Below are 13,640 nucleotides of genomic sequence, written 5' to 3' on the forward strand. Positions count from 1 at the left end.
CGCATGTGCAGGGGATGGTGACTCAGTCGCCGAGGGCGAAGCGCACGAAGCGGTGCACGTCGACATCAGCGTCGTCGAGCATCTCCTCCACGGACTGGGAAGCATCTTTTACGAACGACTGCTCCAGCAGGACGTGGTCCTCGAAGAAGCGCTCGAGCTTGCCTTCCACGATGCGGTCGAGGATGTGCTCGGGTTTGCCTTCGTTGATCGCGGCGTCGCGCGCGATCTCCTTCTCTTTCTCCTGAACCTCCTCCGGGACCTCGCTGCGGTCCACGGCGATCGGGTCGAGGGCGGCAATCTGCATGGCTACGTCGCGGCCGGCGTCTTCGCGGTCGCCGTTGCCGGAGACCTCCACGATCACGCCGAGCTTTGAGCCGGGATGGACGTACTTGATGACTTCTCCGGCGTCGCTTTCCATGACGCGGAAGCGGCGGATGTCAAGCTTTTCGCCGATGCGGCCGGTCATCGCAACGAGTTCTTCCTTCACGGAGGCATCGCCGTTGAACGGCAGCGCGTGGAGCATGTCGAGGTCCTCCGGCTTCTCCGACAATACCAGGTCTGCGATGTGATCGACGAACGAGGCGAAGTCTTCATTGCGCGCAACGAAGTCCGTCTCGCAGTTGACTTCCACAATCGCGCCGGCGGCGCCGTCGTCGCTGATCGAAATGGAAATGAGACCTTCATCGGCCTCTTTCTCCGCGCGTTTGGCGGCAACCTTCTGACCTTTCTTGCGGAGAAGTTCGACGGCGGCGTCAAAGTCACCGTCCGTCTCTTGCAGGGCCTTCTTGCAGTCCATCATACCGACGCCGGTCGCGTCGCGAAGGGCCTTGACGTCTTTAGCGGAAATGCTCATGGGTGGCAGTAAAAATTCCTCGTTCGAATGTCGTTGTGCGGATGCAGCTGCCGGGCCGATCTGGCGGTAAAAAGGCCGGACTCATCGAGGAGCCCGGCCCGGGTGCCGCTGGCGGGGTTAGCCCTGCTGCTGCTTCTGCTTCGCTTCCTTCTTCATCTTGCGCTCCTGCAGGCCTTCCTGGATCGCCTCCGTGATGGTGGAGGTGACAAGCTCGATGGAGCTCAGCGCGTCGTCGTTGGCCGGGATCGGGTAGTCAATGTCGCGCGGGTCGCCGTTGGTGTCGACCATCGCGATGATCGGGATGCCGAGCTTGCGGGCCTCGGAGACGGCGATGTGCTCGCGCTTCACGTCTACGATGAAGATGGCGCCGGGCAGGTTCGCCATGTTGCGAATCCCGCCGAGCGTCGCCTCCAGCTTCTCATGCTCGCGGAGGCGCATTAGCTTCTCCTTCTTCTTCAGCTTGTCGAGCGTGCCTTCCTTCTCCATGCGCTCGATGTCCTCCATCCGGCGAATCGACCGGCGAATGGTCTGGAAGTTGGTCATGGTGCCGCCCATCCAGCGCTGCACCATGAACGGCATGCCCGCTTCTTCGGCATGCCCGCGGACGATCTCCTGGGCCTGCTTCTTCGTCCCGGCGAACAGAATCTTCTTGCCGCGACGGGCAAAGCGGCGGGCCGCATCCGCTGCTTTGTCGAGCAGGACCTGCGTTTGCATCAGGTCGATGATGTGGATGTTGTTGCGATCCATGAAGATGTAGTTCTTCATGCGCGGGTCCCACCGGCTGGTGAGGTGGCCGAAGTGCGTTCCGGCCTTCAGCAGCTGTTCGATGGTCACGCGGTGCGACGGCTCGCCGTCGCCGGAGGCGTCTTCGGCCTCCTCGTCGTCATCATCGTCCTCGTCGTCGGCTACGGCGTCCTCTTCCTCTTCGTCGTCGTAGTCCTCCTCGAGGTCTTCGTCGTCCACGTCTTCTTCGTCGGCGACGTCCGCGTCTTCGATCTCTTCGTCGAGATCGGTTTCGTCAACGGCGTCGGGGTTCTGCGTTTTATCGTCTGCCATGTGCTGTATCTGGGGAAGGAGAAGTTGGGTTTCGGCTACTACGACCGTCGCGTGCGCGGCGAAACCGGGACGAGCGGCATAAGGCACGCGTCGTCCCCGTCAACCCACCGTCGCATCGGGCCGTATGGTTGATTTGGAGTGCGAAATGGGAAATTCGAAGTGCGAAATGATAACCACGTCGCAGTTCGCCTTTCGCATTTCGATGTCGCTTTAGCGCTTGCTGTACTGGCTCTTCTTGCGAGCTTTCGGCTGACCGTACTTTTTGCGCTCGACCATGCGGTCGTCGCGGGTCAGGAAGCCGGCTTCGCGGAGCGGGCCGCGGAGCTCTTCGTCATACTTGACGAGCGCGCGGGCAATGCCGAGGCGAATCGCTTCCGCCTGCCCGGTGAGGCCGCCGCCGGATGCAGTGACCTTGACGTCGAAATTGCCGATCATGTCGGTAACCGTGAACGGCTGGTCGAGCGAGCGGCGGCGCCAGGCGACCGGAAAGTATTCGGAGGCATCGCGGCCGTTGACCTCGAACGAGGTGCCGTCGCCGGGACGCAGGTACACGCGTGCCGTCGAGGTCTTACGACGACCAACGGCCTGAAACTGGGTGATTGTTGCCATGGGAAGAGGAAGGGTTTGCAGAAAAGAAGAGCGGTGAATGCGAGCGGTGCGGCCCGTCTCGCACGTCACGGGGAAGGTGCGCCAAATGGAACTACGCGACGTTGTCGAGCGGCTCCGGCTGCTGGGCCTCATGCGGGTGCTCGCCATCGCCATACACCTTGAGCTTCTTGAACATCTGGCGTCCAAGTGAGCCCTTCGGCATCATGCCTTTGACGGCCTTCGAAATGAGGCGCTCCGGATGCTTCTTGCGCACTTCTTCCGGCGTAACTTCGCGCTCGCCGCCCGGGTACCCGCTGTAGGTCCGGTACGTCTTGTCCGTCTCTTTGCGGCCGGTGAAGCGAACCTTGTCCGCGTTGACGACCACGACGAAATCGCCGGTGTCGACATGCGGGGTGTAGGTCGGCTTGTGCTTGCCACGAAGAACGTGGGCGATCCGGCTTGCGAGGCGGCCGACGACCTCATTGGTCGCATCGACGACGTACCATTTCTGGTCGACGTCGGACGGCTTCGCGCTAAACGTTTTAAAACTTTGGCTGTCCATCGGTGGGTCTCGTCATTATACACTCGGGGTCCGAGGATGCAGGCTCGGTGCACCGCACAGGGCGATCGTGCGTGCGCGTCATGATAAAACCGCGCAGCCTCCGATCTCCCGTGCAGCAACATATTCAGAACGCAACCGGACCCGTCTGGATGGGCCGGGACCGGCGCGAACGGCAAACAGGCTCAACTCACCGCGCCGGGTCATCGTTCCGGTCGCGTAGAGCCCTCCGCGCAACACATCAGGCTGACTAGCACGTGTGCACGGATTCGAGGTTGCGCAGCGCAGGCGTCTTCCTGCAATTTTGACGCACCCATAGAAGAAGCACGAACGCTATCCGGCAGCCAGGTGAACCGGGCATCTATATTATAGCCACCCATACTTGCATATAATTTATGTTTATTATATTGTATCTATATGAATATCTGCCGTTCTGAGGATTCTTATTCATCAGCCGGGCGAGATGCCTCTCCTGCCGTTCGCCCTTTCCCATCATGCGCAGCTCCTCCCGTCTTGAACCCTTGCTGGCGCGCCTCCCCTTCGCCTTAGACGACACCGACCGGCTCAACGCCGTGTACGCGCGGTGGACGTGCTCCGGGCGCGCGACCGACCGTGACGTGATCGACCTGTGGACCTACTGTTTCATCTGGCGATACTTTCTCTCGAAAGCGGCGCGCGACGGCCTGCGTCGTCCGTCGGATATGGATGCTTTGGTGGCCCGTGCCTTCCGCCGGACGTGCCGATCCCGGCGCGATGCCACGACCATCGTCCGGTACGCGAGCTGGGTGAGCGTCGTCTGCCGCAACACGTTCATCAACTACGTCCGCCGGGCCCGCGTCGTCCAATCCATCGACGACATGGGCGGGGACCTCATCAGCGAACCCCCGCCGGCCTACGACGACGCCCCGCGGGTGCGCCGGGCCCTCCTCTCGGCGATCGACCGCCTGCCGTCCTACCTGCAGGATACGGCGCGCCTCTTCTTTGTCGACGGCTGCACCTTCGAGATGATCTCCGCCTCCATCGGTAAACCGGTTCCGACCGTGCGAACGTACAAGTTTCGGGCGCTGGATCTTCTCCGGGACGATCCCGTCCTCCGGCGCACCTCAGAGAGCTTTGCTCTCGTGTCCTGATGAGCAGTAGAGGACGGTGAATATCGGCGCTCAGTCTCGGGTCCGCCCCTCGACGGCTCTTCGCAAAACGTACCGAAGGCATTGGCGTAGAATGGACGACGTTCCCGGACGCCCCATGCCCGCGTGCCTTCCACCCGTGCTCCCATGAGCCCCATCGAGGATCGCATTCTGTTGTATGCCTCCCTCTCGGCTGCGGAGCGGAACGAGGTGCAGGTGTACGTGAATGCGAACCCCGAATGGTATCCGCTGCTGCACGATGTCAAGCATTTGACGTCGGCGATGCCGTTCTCCGCCGAGACCGCGGCGGCTCCGGAAGATGCCTTGCTCGCGTACTACCTGACCGCCACGCACATCGAGCCTGCCGGCACCTGGTCGCGCGAGCTCCGACGCGCGTTTCGCCGACTCGAGGATCGACTCGACCTGGACCCGGAGCTGGCGGATCGAGCCCGTGCGTTCCAGCGGCGCATTGAGGAGGCCGAGGCGAGCGTCGATCCCGTCGAACAGTTCGAATCGCTGACCGCTACGTCTATGACCTCTTCTCCATCCCCTTCTGCGCCCGAGGATGCGACGTCCGACAACGCCCCGCCCCCCGATCGAGGGCGTGTGCTGTCGTGGGTGGCACGCTGGCCCGACGCGGTCCAGTGGGGATTCGCGCTCTTCCTGATCGGAGCGTTGCTGTACGGAGCTGCGTGGGGCATCGATCGCACGACGCGGTCGCCCCTCGACCGGCTCGCTGCCCTGGACATGTCCGAAACCCGTATCGAGGGCTACCGCGTCAACGTTCCCGACTCGGTTGCTGCGGAGGGAGATTCCCTGTCGGCTGACCGCCTCTTCCTGCACGCCCTCGGTCGTCTTCGGGAGGCGCGCACGACGACTCTCGGTCTTTTCCCCCGGTATGCCGACCGGCCGCTCCATGCGTCGATGTCGCTCCTGCGCGACGTCGTCGATCGGGAAGCGACGGGCTCCTTCCTCGGCCTGGAGGCCCGGTTCTTCCTTGCCAAGGCGCACCTGGCGCAGCGCGACCCGGAGGCCGCACGACGACACCTTCAGATTCTCGCCCGGCGCGACAACCGCCGCGCTGCCGAAGCGGTTCGTCTGCTCCAGGACCTTCAGGCCGTCGCTCCGGTGGCGGAGCCCGATGCACCGGCGAGCCCGTACGACTGAGGGGGCACGCACGAGGGCACAAACGAACGGGGAGCCAGGCGGTCAGCCTCGCTCCCCGAAACGATCACGTTGACGGTTGTCGGCCGCTCGGGCCGCGAACCATCAGGCGTAGGACTTCAGCATGACCGGCATGATCAGCATCAGGATCTCCTCGTCATCTTCCTGGTCGATCGGGACCACGATGCCCGCCCGGTTCGGCGAGCTAAGCTGGAAGACGACCTCCTCCGACCGGACATTGCTGAGGACTTCGGTGAGGTACTCCGAGTTGAAGCCGATCTCCATGTCGTCCGCGTCGTAGTCGCACTTCACCACTTCCTCGGCTTCGCTGGAGCGTTCCACGTCTTCCGCGGAGATCTTGACGCTGTCGCTCGAGATCTGCAGACGGATCTGATTCGTCATGCTCGAGGAGTAGAGGCCGACGCGTTTCACCGCGTTCAGCATGTCCTCGCGGTTGATCGTCAGGCGTTTCTCGTTTTCCTGCGGAATCACCGCCTGGTAGTTCGGGTAGGTCTCGTCGATCAGGCGGGCGAGGACGCGTGAGTTGCCGAACTCGAACGACACATGGCCTTCATCGACAGCCATCGTGCAGATCTCGTCGTCCTCCACGACGCGTCCTGCCAGCTTGGTTGCCTTCTCCGGAACGATGAAGCTGATCTCCTCCTTGGCGGTGAGCGTCGGGAGAACTAGTTTCACGAGTCGGTGCCCGTCCGTGGCCACGGCCCGGGTTTCGTCCGTGCCGACCTGAAAGTAGACGCCCATCATGGCCGGACGAAGCGCGTCTTTGCTCACGGCGAAGCTCGTCTTGTCAATTGCGCGACGCAGCAGGTTGCCCTCCGTCGTGATTTCGTGTTTGCCGTCGATGTCTGGAAGCTCCGGATAGTCTTCCCCGTCGTGGCCGACCATCTTGTAGTGGCCCTGATCCGTGTCCATTCGGATCTCGAAGTCGCCGTCTGCGGCAAACTCGATCGGCATTTCGTCCGGCAGCGCGCGGAGCGTGTCCGTCAGCCGCTTCGCTGGTACCGCGATCGCCGTCCCCTCGGCCGTGCCGTTGGTTTCGAACTGAACGGGCAGCTTGCGGACGATGGAAATCTCGAGGTCGGTCGCGCTGAGCCGGAGCGCGTCGTCCTCCTGTTCGAAGAGAATGCACTCCAGGATCGGGAGCGTGCTCTTCGACGGAACGGCACCCTTCACGGTATTGAGCGCCTCGAGCAGATCACCGCACTTGGTCGTAAATTTCATGACGGGACGAGATGCTGGAGCGGAAAAGGATCGTGGAAATCAAGTCGTCGGGACCGCTTCGTACGATACGAAAGCGAGAGCGGATCCGCGTAGTGTCTAACCCATGTGCGACGGGGCAGACGCCGTGTTTTTACCGCTTTCGTTGGAAGTTTACGTCTGGAGCGTTGCCGGTTGTGGGGGTAGGACGTTGCGCGTTGTTGCGTTGGAGCGTCGTAACGTTCGTGCTTGAGTACGGAGAATCCGGCGGTGGACGCGTCGCTGGGTCGATGTTGAAACGCAGCGCACGGCATCGACTACCTCAACGCGTGAACACCTAAGCACCTCAATGCCTCAGCACGGTGCTACCGCGATCGGAGTTCGATCTTTCGGCCGATTTCCTCGACCATGCTTGCAAACTGATCGTCCGTCTCGATCTGATCTTCGACGGTGTTGTTTGCGTGGATGACCGTCGAATGGTCTCGCCCCCCGAAGTGAAGGCCGATCGTCTTCAGTGAGTGCTGGGTCAGCTTCTTCGAGAAGTACATGGCAATCTGCCGGGCGCGGACGACCTCCCGCTTTCGCGTCTTCGCGCGGACCAGGTCTTCCGGGATGTCGAGGTAGTCGCACACGATCTGCTGAATTTCCTCGATCGTCAGGTTGACCTGCATGTCCTGCATCAGGTCGCGCAGCACCTCCTTGGCGAGGGCCAGGTCCAGGTCTCGCTGGTGGAGCGTGGCGTGGGCGAGAAGGCGGATGAGGGCGCCTTCCAGTTCGCGGATGTTGCTTTTAATATTGTGCGCGATGAACTCGATCACTTCCTGGTCGAGGTCGATTCCATCGTCTTCCGCCTTGCGCTGGAGAATGGCAATGCGCGTCTCCAGGCCGGGCGACTGCACGTCGGCGGAAAGGCCCCACTGGAAGCGAGACAGCAGCCGTTCCTCGATGCCTTCAATGTCGCGCGGCGGCCGGTCGGCGGACAAGATGATTTGCCGGCCGGACTGGTGCAGGGCGTTGAAGATATGGAAGAACTCTTCCTGCGTCTTCTCCTTGCCGCTGAAGAACTGCACGTCGTCCACGATCAGCAGGTCGATCTGCCGGTAGAACATCGAGAACTCGCTGATCCGGTTGCGCTGGATCGACTGCACGAACTCCGTGGTGAAGCGCTCGCTGGAGACGTACAGGCAGGTGTCGACGCTGTCCTTGGCCTGGACGTAGTTGCCGATGGCCTGGATCAGGTGCGTCTTTCCGAGGCCGACGCCGCCGTAGATCAGGAACGGGTTGAAGCTGGTGGCGCCGGGTTCCTGGGCGATGGCCCAGGCGGCGCTCCGGGCGAGGCGGTTGCAATCGCCTTCGATAAAGCGCTCGAACGTGTAGCTGCTGTTGAGCTGGCTGTCGATTTCCGCCTTCTGGATACCCGGGATCGCAAACGGGTTGCTTACGGGCGGCTGCTGGGAGCCCGGGGGGCCGGCACTGGCGTTGCCGTCGCGTTCGGGGGCGGATCGGCGCTCCGGGGGCGACGAGGGCGGGGAGGAGCCGTTGGATCCGGAGGTCTGCCGCGTCTGTCCGGGCTCCGCCTCGGCCGGATCCGGCGGAGGCGGGGAGGCGTCCGGCGACACGTCATCGCCCCGCCGGGCGGGGAGCTGCATGGACGCACCGTGGTCGGGCTCGTCCGGGTTTTCCTGTTCGATCACCACGTCGTAGAAGAGGCGGCCGTTCGGGCCGAGGACCTTGGTGATCGTTTTGCGGAGGAGCGAGAAGTAGTGCTCCTCAAGCCATTCGTAGTAAAAGCGGCTCGGCAGCTGGATGGTCAGCTTGCGTAATCCATCTTCCTCTGTGAGCGACTGTGCTTTCAGCGGCTCGAACCACGTATTGAAGCTCTGCCGGTTGATGTTCTCCTGGATGATTTCGCGGCACTGCGCCCAGGCGGTTTCGGCGGACTGATCCATAGCGTGTGGGAGCCGTCTGCCGCGAGAGGAAGTCTCCGCGGTCAGGAAAGAACAATACAAGTGATGGAAAGCAACGCGAGCCGGCCGGGGCGCACATGGCAGCACCGCGCCAGGAAGTCGAGACGGAATGTCGCGCGATCATGCGGAGCCGTGCAAGCCCGACGTTGCCGTTGCAACGGGTCGGGACGGATACGCGTCGGGAAGCATATCTTCCTAACGGAAACTCACGCCTGAGGCTCCATCGATTTCGACGAAACCGTCTACGGACGTGTCGACACCTCCTTTCCGCGTGCTCCCCCCCGTCCAGTACCCGTTCACATACAGAAAATGATACGTTGCGGCGCACTTTATCCACAACGTAACCGGGCCGTACGCACCGCTCCCGGCCGGTACACCCTCACACCCACCTCTGTATCCACATGTTATCCACACTTTTTCAACAGTAGCTAAATCACTGTTTCCCGTGTGTTTACACCATTATGTGAACGTTTCGTTGGGTCGGGTTTTCCGTGTGGAGCTCATATTTGTGGAAAAGTACACCGTCAAGCGGACGATATAAACGGGTTATCCACATCTTGCTCACAGAAATTACGCGAACGGCAGGAAGTCGCGTACAGCGGAGCAGAAGCGCACGCCCGGTGAACGTCGGATCTGCGCCGTTGGCGGCAACCGGGACAGTCCGTCGGTGCCTCCACGACCCGGTCGTGTGTCGGCGCAAGCCCGCGTGAGCAACGCAAACGTTGAGGCGGTCATCGGATTGATCGTCCGGCGCAATGCGGCGACGTCGATAGCAGAAGCGAGCGCTGTGAGCTTGGGCCCCGTGACGCGCCGCGATCAGCATGCGCCCCGCGCGTCCACTCGTTCGGGTTCGGAACGGTCGATCAGGCGCACCGGGGCTGACCCTAAAGGGCCGCAGAAGCCACGATAGAGACCGTGCTCCGACGCCTCCGGCGATAGGCTGTGTCGCCTTCCGTGAGCGGGACATCAACGATAATCATCGGTCCCGGCAACGTCAAGGAATAAGGCCTGATTTCATGGTCCGCCGGATGCCTGATATTCCGGTCTGACATTTCGGGTCGGGGCTTCTCGACCGGCTCCCCCGGCGGAACCAGGCAAGCCCCGTTTCATTTCAACGTTCCTTTTTTGGCCGTGCGCATCTCATGGCAGTCGCGGCTCGTTCTGCTCTGTGACACTATTTGTCAGCCCGCTATGCTGCATCTCGACATTACGCCGTTCAAGTCGGGCGTACATCAGGTAGAGCTCGCGCCAGACGCGAGCGAACTTGAGTTTGATCTGGAGCCGTTCGACGACATCCACGACATCTCGGATGTGGCGGTCGACATTACTATTCAGGCGCACCGTGATCGGCTTCTTCTGCATTTGAGCATCGAAGCGGACGCCGACCTGACGTGTGATCGTACCCTCGAGCGCTTTACAGAAACGGTCCACGGGCAGTACAGCGTGCTCTACGGTCCGGAGCAACTCGTCGGAACCGAAACCGATGACTACGACGAAGTCCGACCGCTACAGCGCGGAGATCGAGAGATTGACATCACCGACGTGGTGAGAGACACGATCATGATCTCTATTCCACAGCGAAAGGTTGCCCCCGGCGCGGAGGACCGTGATATTACCACTGCGTTCGGCGAACCCGACGACCCGGACGACGTGGAGGAGCCGGTCGATCCGCGATGGAGCGAGCTCCAGAAGCTGAAATCCGACGACGAATAGACGCCGTCCTCCGGCTTTTACGGCCCTGCAGACGGTTTCTCCGATTTTAAAAAGTGGGAGAAATGCATCTCTCGAGGCGAACCGACCGGTTCGTCGACCTTTTACCTGCGATGCATTTCGAGATGAGATGCCCAAATATTCGGCCGGACTCCGGCCTGTGGTGAGCACGGCTCGCCGATACCGATTCAACGCACCGATTTTTCCGCTTAGCCATGGCCGTTCCGAAGAGAAAACATTCCAAGTCGCGCACTCGCAAGCGTCGTAGCACGTATTACAATGAGCTGAAGGCGCCGCAGCTGATGGATTGCAGCAATTGCGGCAATCCGAAGGTGATGCACCGCGTGTGCAATCACTGCGGGCACTACCGCGGCCGTCAGGTCATTGAGCCGTCGGCAGAATACCAGCTGTAGAGAGGCCAACGCCTTCCTCGGCCCCGTCGGTAACCCGAACGCGATGCGCTTCCTGCAACCTGCATCGACCGGCGGCGCGCTGACGCTCCTGCTCCCGACGGCTTCATCCGGCCGTTTCGGGCAGCGAGTTGACGCGTTGACAGCACCCTGAGCGGTCAAGGAAACCAGCACGCCCTGCACCCAGGCTCCGTCAAGCGGAGGTCCGGTGAGCAGAGCGTGCGTTTCTTTTGGGGCATAGTCTTTTAGGCCTACGCGTCGCTCGCAGTATGTCAACGCGACTCGGTGAACGCGACTCGATGACGCACAGGGTCGCGTGTCCCGGATTGCTGACAGGTGAAGGGACGGTGCATTGCACTCAAGGCGTGTCCGTGCTATGTTGACGCTGATGTGCTGGGCGCAGAGGCGACGCTGCGTCCTCGTTCAGCGGTCGGCTCGGACCGTCGTCCGTCCCGGCCGGCGATAGCACCTTTTCCTCCTCGTACATTCCCGGTACTGATCTCACAACGGCCCGTATGGCTTTGCGTATTGCAGTGGACGCGATGGGGGGCGACAGCGCCCCGGACGCCGTCATCCAGGGGGTTCTTTCCGCCCTGGAGTCGATGGAAGAACCGCTCCAGATCCTGCTCTTCGGGCCCGCGGACCGCATACAGCCCCTGCTGGACGAGGCCGGCGCCTCCGCCGACATACCGCTGACACTGGTGGATGCGCCGGATGTGATCGAAATGACCGACGCCCCGGCGTCCGCCGTCAAGAAGAAGCGGCAGTCGTCCATCCACCTCGGGCTCGGCGCACAGAAGAAGGGAGAGGCGGACGCCTTCATCAGCGCAGGGAATACGGGCGCGGTGATGGCCACATCCATGTTTACCCTCGGACGCATCTCCGGTGTGGAACGGCCGTCCATCGCCGGGTACTTTCCGACCCTCCGCGGTTTCTCCATCGTCGTCGACATTGGGACGAATGTAGATTGCCGCCCCGAGCACCTTCTACAGTTCGCGCGGATGGCCACAGTCTACACGCGCCACGTTCTCCAGATCGACACCCCCTCCGTTGGCCTCCTGAACATCGGCGAAGAGCCGGGGAAAGGGAATGAGCAGGTCAAGGAGGCCTTCGACCTGCTGACCGAAGCCAATGGCATCAATTTCAAAGGCAACGTTGAGGGCGGCGACCTCCTGGATTACGCAGCCGATATCATCGTCTGCGACGGCTTCGTGGGCAACATCCTCCTGAAGTTTGGGGAAAGCATGACCACCGTGCTGAAGAAGATGACCGCTCAGGAGATGCAGCGGCAGGAGCTGCCGGCCGGTGAGCAGCAGATTGTGGCGCAGGTTCTCGGGGAGGTAAGCAAAGGCTTCGACGCGGATCACCGGGGCGGCGCCCCACTTCTGGGCGTCGACGGGAATGTGATGATCGGGCACGGCCGCTCCAATGCCGATGCGGTGGAGCAGATGATTCACGCCACCGCAGATCTCGTCCGCTCCGACGTGGTCGGTGAGCTAAAGAAGGCATTCGATGGCTAAACCGGCCCGTCTGCCGGGGGCCGAATGCGAGTCTGGCCACTCTTTCGCCAGCAGGCCGTCTTCAGTGCAGACGTGATTCGTTGATTCTCGGTCGATGGGGCTTGATCTGCGGTCCCTCTTCGCCTTTCTTGGGGTTCACGTTTGGTCCGACCGAGCGTTCGCGAACGGCATCGCCGTCTGTTCGTGTCGCCCCGATCCCGGTCGCCGTATTCCCTGTGCCCGGATTGCGTCCGTTCGTTACTCCTCTCTGCGCGCTCTATCCTTCAATTCTATGTCCGCCCCGTCCCCGCCTGTCGGTCGCCCGTCGTCGTCCGGCCCACGCGCCGCCATCACCACCGTCGGTCACTTCCTTCCGGAAGAGCGGCTGACGAATGCCGACCTCGAGAAGATGGTCGACACGAGCGACGAGTGGATCCGGACGCGGACCGGGATCACCGAGCGCCGAATTCTCCGGGACGAAACCAAGGCAACGTCGGACATGGCCGCCGGAGCGGCGCAGGAGGTGCTCGAAAAGCGCGGCATCGACGCCGACGACCTCGACGCCATCATCGTCGCGACGGTGACGCCGGACATGCTGTTTCCGGCGACGGCTTGCCTCGTGCAGGACAAGATCGGCGCTTCCAACGCATGGGGCTTCGACCTGTCCGCCGCCTGCAGCGGCTTTCTCTTTGCCCTGACGACCGGGTCGCAGTTGATCGAAAGCGGCCGCTACGAAAAAGTCCTCGTGATCGGGGCTGACAAGATGAGTTCGATCGTGGACTACACGGATCGAACAACCTGCATCCTGTTCGGGGACGCCGCCGCGGGTGTCCTGCTGGAGCCGCATGACGAGTACGGGCTCATCGATGCCGTACAGCATGTAGATGGCGGGCACGGCGACCTGCTCTGCATGAAGGGCGGGGGTAGCCTCAACCCACCCACCCACGCAACGGTGGACGCCAAGATGCACTACATCTATCAGGACGGGCGACCGGTCTTCCGGCACGCGGTGACGGCGATGGCCGATGTCTGCGAGGAAGTAATGGAGCGCAACAACTTGACGGGCGACGATGTCGACTACCTCGTGCCGCACCAGGCAAACCTGCGAATCATCGACGCGACCGCCAAGCGGATGGGGCTGACCTCCGAGAAGGTGATGATCAACATCGACCGCTACGGCAACACCACCGCCGCCACCATCCCGCTCTGCCTGTACGACTGGGAGGACGAGTTGTCGGAAGGCGATAACGTCGTCCTCACGGCCTTCGGCGGCGGCTTCACCTGGGGCGCGTCGTACCTGACGTGGGCGTATGGGGAGTAGGTTCAGGGTTCGACTTTCAACCTCTCAACGCCCCAACGCATAAACGCATCAACGTACGTACGTCTCACCGCACAAACGCATACCGCACAGACATCATGGCCACAGCGTTTCTTTTCCCCGGACAGGGTTCTCAGGCTGTCGGGATGGGTTCGGACCTATTCGATCGGC

At 62.0% G+C, this 13,640-nt stretch carries 12 protein-coding genes; 6 read left to right on the forward strand and 6 right to left on the reverse strand.

Features of this window, described 5'->3' with window-relative positions; translation table 11 throughout:
- Positions 1–22 precede the first annotated feature (22 nt).
- From tsf to rplM, 4 genes are all read right to left on the reverse strand, one after another.
- Positions 23–853 carry a translation elongation factor Ts gene (tsf, locus tag ACFCU0_RS07990; RefSeq protein WP_434973137.1) on the reverse strand — a complete coding sequence of 277 codons (831 nt, stop codon included), beginning with the start codon at positions 851–853 and terminating at the stop codon, positions 23–25.
- 117 nt (positions 854–970) lie between these two features.
- On the reverse strand, positions 971–1,909 hold the full coding sequence (gene rpsB / locus ACFCU0_RS07995) for a 30S ribosomal protein S2 (protein WP_434973138.1): 939 nt from the start codon (positions 1,907–1,909) through the stop codon (positions 971–973).
- Positions 1,910–2,119: 210 nt separating this feature from the next.
- Positions 2,120–2,518: a 30S ribosomal protein S9 gene (gene rpsI, locus ACFCU0_RS08000; RefSeq protein ID WP_434973139.1), complete on the reverse strand. Its 399-nt coding sequence runs from the start codon at positions 2,516–2,518 to the stop codon at positions 2,120–2,122.
- 91 nt (positions 2,519–2,609) lie between these two features.
- On the reverse strand, positions 2,610–3,059 hold the full coding sequence (rplM, locus tag ACFCU0_RS08005) for a 50S ribosomal protein L13 (RefSeq protein ID WP_434973140.1): 450 nt from the start codon (positions 3,057–3,059) through the stop codon (positions 2,610–2,612).
- Between the two features lie 491 nt (positions 3,060–3,550).
- Between rplM and ACFCU0_RS08010 the strand changes: the two genes are divergently transcribed.
- Positions 3,551–4,186, forward strand: a complete 636-nt coding sequence (locus ACFCU0_RS08010) for a sigma-70 family RNA polymerase sigma factor (RefSeq protein WP_434973141.1) — start codon at positions 3,551–3,553, stop codon at positions 4,184–4,186.
- A 144-nt stretch (positions 4,187–4,330) separates the two neighbouring features.
- Positions 4,331–5,350 (forward strand): hypothetical protein, encoded by a 1,020-nt coding sequence (locus ACFCU0_RS08015; RefSeq protein ID WP_434973142.1) that lies wholly within the window; start codon positions 4,331–4,333, stop codon positions 5,348–5,350.
- 102 nt (positions 5,351–5,452) lie between these two features.
- On the opposite strand, the gene dnaN is transcribed toward ACFCU0_RS08015, so the two are convergent.
- A complete protein-coding gene (dnaN, locus tag ACFCU0_RS08020; protein WP_434973143.1) occupies positions 5,453–6,589 on the reverse strand; it encodes a DNA polymerase III subunit beta in 1,137 nt (378 codons plus the stop codon).
- 341 nt (positions 6,590–6,930) lie between these two features.
- The gene (gene dnaA / locus ACFCU0_RS08025) at positions 6,931–8,514 is read right to left on the reverse strand and encodes a chromosomal replication initiator protein DnaA (protein WP_434973144.1); all 1,584 of its coding nucleotides are present in this window, start codon (positions 8,512–8,514) and stop codon (positions 6,931–6,933) included.
- Between the two features lie 1,209 nt (positions 8,515–9,723).
- On the opposite strand from dnaA, the gene ACFCU0_RS08030 reads away from it, so the two are divergent.
- The 4 genes from ACFCU0_RS08030 to ACFCU0_RS08045 all read left to right on the forward strand — a co-directional run bounded on the left by ACFCU0_RS08030 (position 9,724) and on the right by ACFCU0_RS08045 (position 13,472).
- The gene (locus tag ACFCU0_RS08030; RefSeq protein ID WP_434973145.1) at positions 9,724–10,245 is read left to right on the forward strand and encodes a YceD family protein; all 522 of its coding nucleotides are present in this window, start codon (positions 9,724–9,726) and stop codon (positions 10,243–10,245) included.
- A 212-nt stretch (positions 10,246–10,457) separates the two neighbouring features.
- The gene (gene rpmF / locus ACFCU0_RS08035; RefSeq protein WP_434973146.1) at positions 10,458–10,655 is read left to right on the forward strand and encodes a 50S ribosomal protein L32; all 198 of its coding nucleotides are present in this window, start codon (positions 10,458–10,460) and stop codon (positions 10,653–10,655) included.
- Positions 10,656–11,167: 512 nt separating this feature from the next.
- Positions 11,168–12,172 carry a phosphate acyltransferase PlsX gene (gene plsX / locus ACFCU0_RS08040; RefSeq protein ID WP_434973147.1) on the forward strand — a complete coding sequence of 335 codons (1,005 nt, stop codon included), beginning with the start codon at positions 11,168–11,170 and terminating at the stop codon, positions 12,170–12,172.
- A 271-nt stretch (positions 12,173–12,443) separates the two neighbouring features.
- Entirely contained in the window at positions 12,444–13,472 is a 1,029-nt protein-coding gene (locus ACFCU0_RS08045) for a beta-ketoacyl-ACP synthase III (protein ID WP_434973148.1), read from the forward strand.
- Positions 13,473–13,640: the final 168 nt, after the last annotated feature.

It is taken from the genome of Longibacter sp. (assembly GCF_051155795.1).
Lineage (GTDB): Bacteria > Bacteroidota > Rhodothermia > Rhodothermales > Salinibacteraceae > Longibacter.